At 61.2% G+C, this 4,402-nt stretch carries 4 protein-coding genes; all 4 read left to right on the top strand.

All coding sequences use genetic code 11. The annotated features are described in order from the left end of the window. Positions 1-250: 250 nt before the first annotated feature. The 4 genes from alaC to FKP22_RS22215 all read left to right on the top strand — a co-directional run bounded on the left by alaC (position 251) and on the right by FKP22_RS22215 (position 4,301). Entirely contained in the window at positions 251-1,471 is a 1,221-nt protein-coding gene (alaC, locus tag FKP22_RS22230; RefSeq protein ID WP_141289867.1) for an alanine transaminase, read from the top strand. Between the two features lie 316 nt (positions 1,472-1,787). Beyond that, on the top strand, positions 1,788-1,967 hold the full coding sequence (locus tag FKP22_RS22225; protein WP_211361513.1) for a hypothetical protein: 180 nt from the start codon (positions 1,788-1,790) through the stop codon (positions 1,965-1,967). Positions 1,968-1,988: 21 nt separating this feature from the next. Next, positions 1,989-3,104, top strand: coding sequence for a S41 family peptidase (locus tag FKP22_RS22220; protein WP_141289866.1), 1,116 nt, complete (start codon positions 1,989-1,991; stop codon positions 3,102-3,104). Between the two features lie 597 nt (positions 3,105-3,701). Beyond that, on the top strand, positions 3,702-4,301 hold the full coding sequence (locus FKP22_RS22215; protein ID WP_141289865.1) for a TetR/AcrR family transcriptional regulator: 600 nt from the start codon (positions 3,702-3,704) through the stop codon (positions 4,299-4,301). The last annotated feature ends 101 nt before the right edge of the window (positions 4,302-4,402 follow it).

Here is a 4,402-nt window from a genome sequence, read left to right as displayed (position 1 = left end):
GGCCGCGTGGCGTTTCCTGCGTGAGCGGCAGCAGCGCGTGAAGCTCACCGGCCTGGGCATGCAGAGCCTGCTGCTGTTCTACGGCGGGCTGTGCCTGCTGGCGCTGTGGCGTGCGCTGGCCTGAACTGGGTTGGCGCTGGTGCGCCAGCCCCGCAACGGGACAGGCGCGGCTTGCGTTAGAGTCGTCCCCGGACCGGCAACATGCCGCCCACGTCGCTCGGACGGTTCCGGGCGCTCACGTGACAATTCAATGAGCACTTCTTCCTCTGCCACCAGCAGCGGCAAGCGCCGCTTCGCGCGCATCGACCGCCTGCCGCCATACGTCTTCAACATCACCGCGGAGCTGAAGCTCGCGGCCCGCAGGCGCGGGGAAGACATCATCGACATGAGCATGGGCAACCCCGACGGGGCCACGCCGGCGCACATTGTCGCCAAACTCAATGAGGTCTCTCAAAGGCCGGACACGCACGGCTACTCGGCCAGCAAGGGCATCCCGCGGCTGCGCCGCGCCATCTCGCACTGGTACGAGCGGCGCTATGGCGTGGCCATCGACCCGGACCACGAGGCCATCGTCACCATCGGCTCCAAGGAGGGCCTGGCACACCTGATGCTGGCCACGCTGGACCGCGGCGACACGGTGCTGGTGCCGGACCCCAGCTACCCCATCCACATCTACGGCGCGGTGATCGCCGGGGCGGACATCCGCGCCATTCCGGTCTCCAGCGAGGTGGACTTCTTCGCCGAGCTGGAGAAGACCATCCGCGGCAGTTACCCCAAGCCGAAGATGATGGTCTTCGGCTTCCCGTCCAACCCCACCGCGCAGTGCGTGGAGCTGAGCTTCTTCGAGCGCGTGGTGGCGCTGGCCAAGAAGCACGACATCCTGGTGGTGCACGACCTGGCCTACGCCGACATCGTGTTCGACGGCTACCAGGCCCCGTCCATCATGCAGGTGCCCGGCGCCAAGGACGTGGCGGTCGAATTCTTCACGCTCTCCAAGAGCTACAACATGGCAGGTTGGCGCATCGGCTTCATGGTCGGCAACGCGGACCTGGTGGCTGCGCTGGCGCGCATCAAGAGCTACCACGACTACGGCACCTTCACGCCGCTGCAGGTGGCCGCCATCGCTGCGCTGGAGGGCAACCAGCAATGCGTGCAGGACATTGCCGCCAGCTACCAGCGCCGCCGCGACGTGCTCTACAAGGGCCTCACCGAAGCCGGCTGGGCGGTGGAGTGTCCGAAGGCCAGCATGTACATCTGGGCGCCCATTCCCGAGCCCTACCGCGCGTTGGGTTCGCTGGAGTTCGCACGCCAGCTGCTGGAGAAGGCCAAGGTCTGCGTGTCGCCCGGCATCGGCTTTGGCGACCATGGCGACGGACATGTGCGCTTTGCGCTGATCGAGAACGAATCCCGCATCCGCCAGGCGGTGCGCGGCATCAAGGCCATGTTCAAGGCGGATGGCTTGATCAAGTAGGCGCCGGAAGCGTTGATGACCCGTCACGCATAGCTCCAACTCCTTGATCCCAATAGATTGTTCTTCTGTGACTGGTCACTGACGCTTCACTCGATCCGGAAGCGGCTTTGACCATGCGGCAGCCAAAGGAAGGGCGAACGGCCAGTTGGCAGCCGCGGTAAGCACGAATGACCAGCCGGCAGCCTGGAACACTCCCGTCGTTGCGGCGTGACTTCGAAGCAATTCACAGCGATACGTTGGCCGATCATCAAGCGCAACACTGGCCATTTGACGAGGGCATAGGCTTGACCAGCACAGGCTGCGGCAAGATGTCGCGATGATCACGCCGCGCATCAAGCCCTCGGGCTTCTCTCCTGAGGAAGCACCAGACGACATGTTCGTGCAGCGCCATTTCAAGCCAAAGATGGCCGCAGCCGTGGACGTCGTACGCCCGCGAGCGGACCGCAGCAAGGGCGGGCCGCCCGCCAGTACGAGCATCGGGTGCTCAACCGCCTGAGCTCCCAACCTTCATATCCACATGATCAAAACTCCGCGCTCCGGATTTCTTCTCTGCGTGATCTTTTGGATCGTTGCGCTCATGTCGCAAAGTTACGCGCATGCGGAAAGCACCCCATCTGCCGACGACAAAGTTGATGCAGCAAGTCGCGTCCAGATTGTAAATTCCCTCGCCGACAAAATGCGCGATCTTTACGTGTTCCCTGATATTGGAGAGCAAACGGCAATTGCACTGAAAAAGAAGCTCAATGATGGCGGCTACGATTCGGTGAAATATGCAGTAGGGCTTTCGACCCTATTGACCACTGATGTGCAAGCGATTTGCAATGACCTTCACCTTCATGTAGGGTACGGGGAAACTCTGCCGATCGACTCTGATATTGACAATTCAACGCAAGCCGAAAAAGACGCCTTCACAAGAAAACAAATCGAGGCCTTTGGTTCCGCGTTTGCTACCGTTGAAAGGCTTTCGGGAAACATTGCTTACCTTGACGTACATCAATTTTCTCCCCCAAATTACTCCAAGCAGGCAATCGCGGTCGCAATGGCTCAGGTGGCTGACAGCGCCGTGTTGATCGTGGATCTGCGAAATAACCACGGTGGCGACCCCGATACGGTAGCTTTGCTTTCCAGCTACCTCTTTGATAAGCGAACGCACCTCACCGATCTTTATTGGCGTGACGGTGCACGCACGCAACAGTTTTGGACAGATGAAAATGTATTCGGACCCAAATTCGGGCAGCTTAAGCCTGTGTTTGTCCTGACGAGCAGACGCACATTTTCTGCCGCCGAAGCATTCAGCTACAATCTGAAGATACTCAAGCGCGCGACAATTGTTGGAGAGGCCACGGGCGGCGGGGCCAATCCAGGCGATATTGTTCGCCTAAAGGGTAATTTTTCTGCATTTATCCCTACTGGCCGAGCAGTCAATCCCATAACCAATACGAATTGGGAAGGCACGGGTGTGACGCCGGATGTATTCGCTTCGTACCAAACTGCCCTTCTGGTTGCGCAAAAACTTGCAGTGCAAACATTGATTGCCGCCGAGAAAGATCAGCAAAGGTTACTGGAATTGCGTGGTAGATCGAACGAATTGGATGCACAACTTCTATCAGCTAAAGAAACCGCGGGAAAGTAGTTCAATAGCGTACAAGCATGAATTGGCGGTCTCAAGTCTGAAGTAGACCCCTTGCCAACCGGTAAGGTATGAGGATGACGGAGATATCGACATCCATAGCCTGAAGACCTGGTGACGCTGGTTGCGTTGCGGCAGCAGGGCCGAAGTCTTCGCGAAGTTGCCGCGGTGCTTGGCCGTAATCCGGCCAGCAGAGAAACTCGGGCGCAACGCGTCTCCGGGCGGCCTATGCGTCGAGCCTGGTGCAGTGCGCGAGCGTCGGCAGTCCGCCAGGCCGGCTAACAAGCTGGATGCTGACGGCCCGCTCTGGCCGGGAGTCACGCACGCACATGCTCGGCTGGCTTTTGTCGCCGCAGCAAATCGCGAGGACAGCCGGCGCCTGTCCTCGGCCCACTGCGACTGGCTCACAGCAGCGTTGCAACCAAAGGCGTACCGCCCGTAGCGGTTGGTCGGTTCGTAGGCGGACAGGCCCGTTGCATCCAACAGAGCTCCCAACGCTGCACGCGACCGCAACTCATCAAGTAAAGCCCATGCGGATTGACCGGCCATTCGGTGATGAATATGATTGAGTAATCACTCAACTAAATATTGCCGATTGCCATGGCTCGCCCCCGCAGCGAAGACAAGCGCAACGCCATCCTGCAGGCCGCCATTGCCGAGTTCGCGGCGCGCGGCGTGTGGCACACACCGACCTCGGCCATCTCCAAGGCGGCCGGCGTGGCCGAGGGCACGCTGTTCACCTACTTCGCCAGCAAGGACGAGCTGGTCAACGCGCTGTACCGGCAGCTCAAGGGTGAGCTGGCCGAGCGCATGCTGGCCGGCCATCCGGCCGGCGAGGGCGTGGCCACCGTGAAGGCCGGCTTCGGCCATGTCTTCAAGACCTACGTGCACTGGGGTGCGGCCAACCCGGCGCGCTTCAAGGTGATGACGCAGCTCAAGCACTCGGACCGGGTCACGGCCGAGAGCCGCGCCGCCGGCATGGCCGCGTTTGGGCCTTTGGGCGACGCGGCGCAACAGGCCATCGCGCAGGGCGTGCTGCGTCCGTTGCCGTTCGACTTCCTGTGCGCGCTGCTGGGCGGCATGGCCGAAGCGACGATGGGTTTTGTCGCCACCGCGAAGCCGGGCGACCCGGACCATGCGGAAGCGGCTTTCGAAGTCTTCTGGCGCGGCATCGTGATGCCTGCTGGTTCTGGAGCGTGAAACGATGCGATTGCTGATCATCGGCGCCACCGGCATGGTGGGCCAGGCGGTGCTGCGTGAGGCCTTGCTGGCCGCCGACGTGACCCAGGTGCACACACTGG

It is taken from the genome of Ideonella azotifigens (assembly GCF_006519715.1).
Lineage (GTDB): Bacteria > Pseudomonadota > Gammaproteobacteria > Burkholderiales > Burkholderiaceae_C > Ideonella > Ideonella azotifigens.
The sequence above is the reverse complement of the archived record's forward strand: the minus strand, read 5'-3'. Positions and strand labels throughout refer to the sequence as shown.

Coding starts and splice junctions, on each gene's coding strand:
- FKP22_RS22220 (WP_141289866.1), top strand. CDS start 1,989: ATGATCAAAACTCCGCGCTCCGGATTTCTTCTCTGCGTGATCTTTTGG.
- alaC (WP_141289867.1), top strand. CDS start 251: ATGAGCACTTCTTCCTCTGCCACCAGCAGCGGCAAGCGCCGCTTCGCG.
- FKP22_RS22215 (WP_141289865.1), top strand. CDS start 3,702: ATGGCTCGCCCCCGCAGCGAAGACAAGCGCAACGCCATCCTGCAGGCC.
- FKP22_RS22225 (WP_211361513.1), top strand. CDS start 1,788: ATGATCACGCCGCGCATCAAGCCCTCGGGCTTCTCTCCTGAGGAAGCA.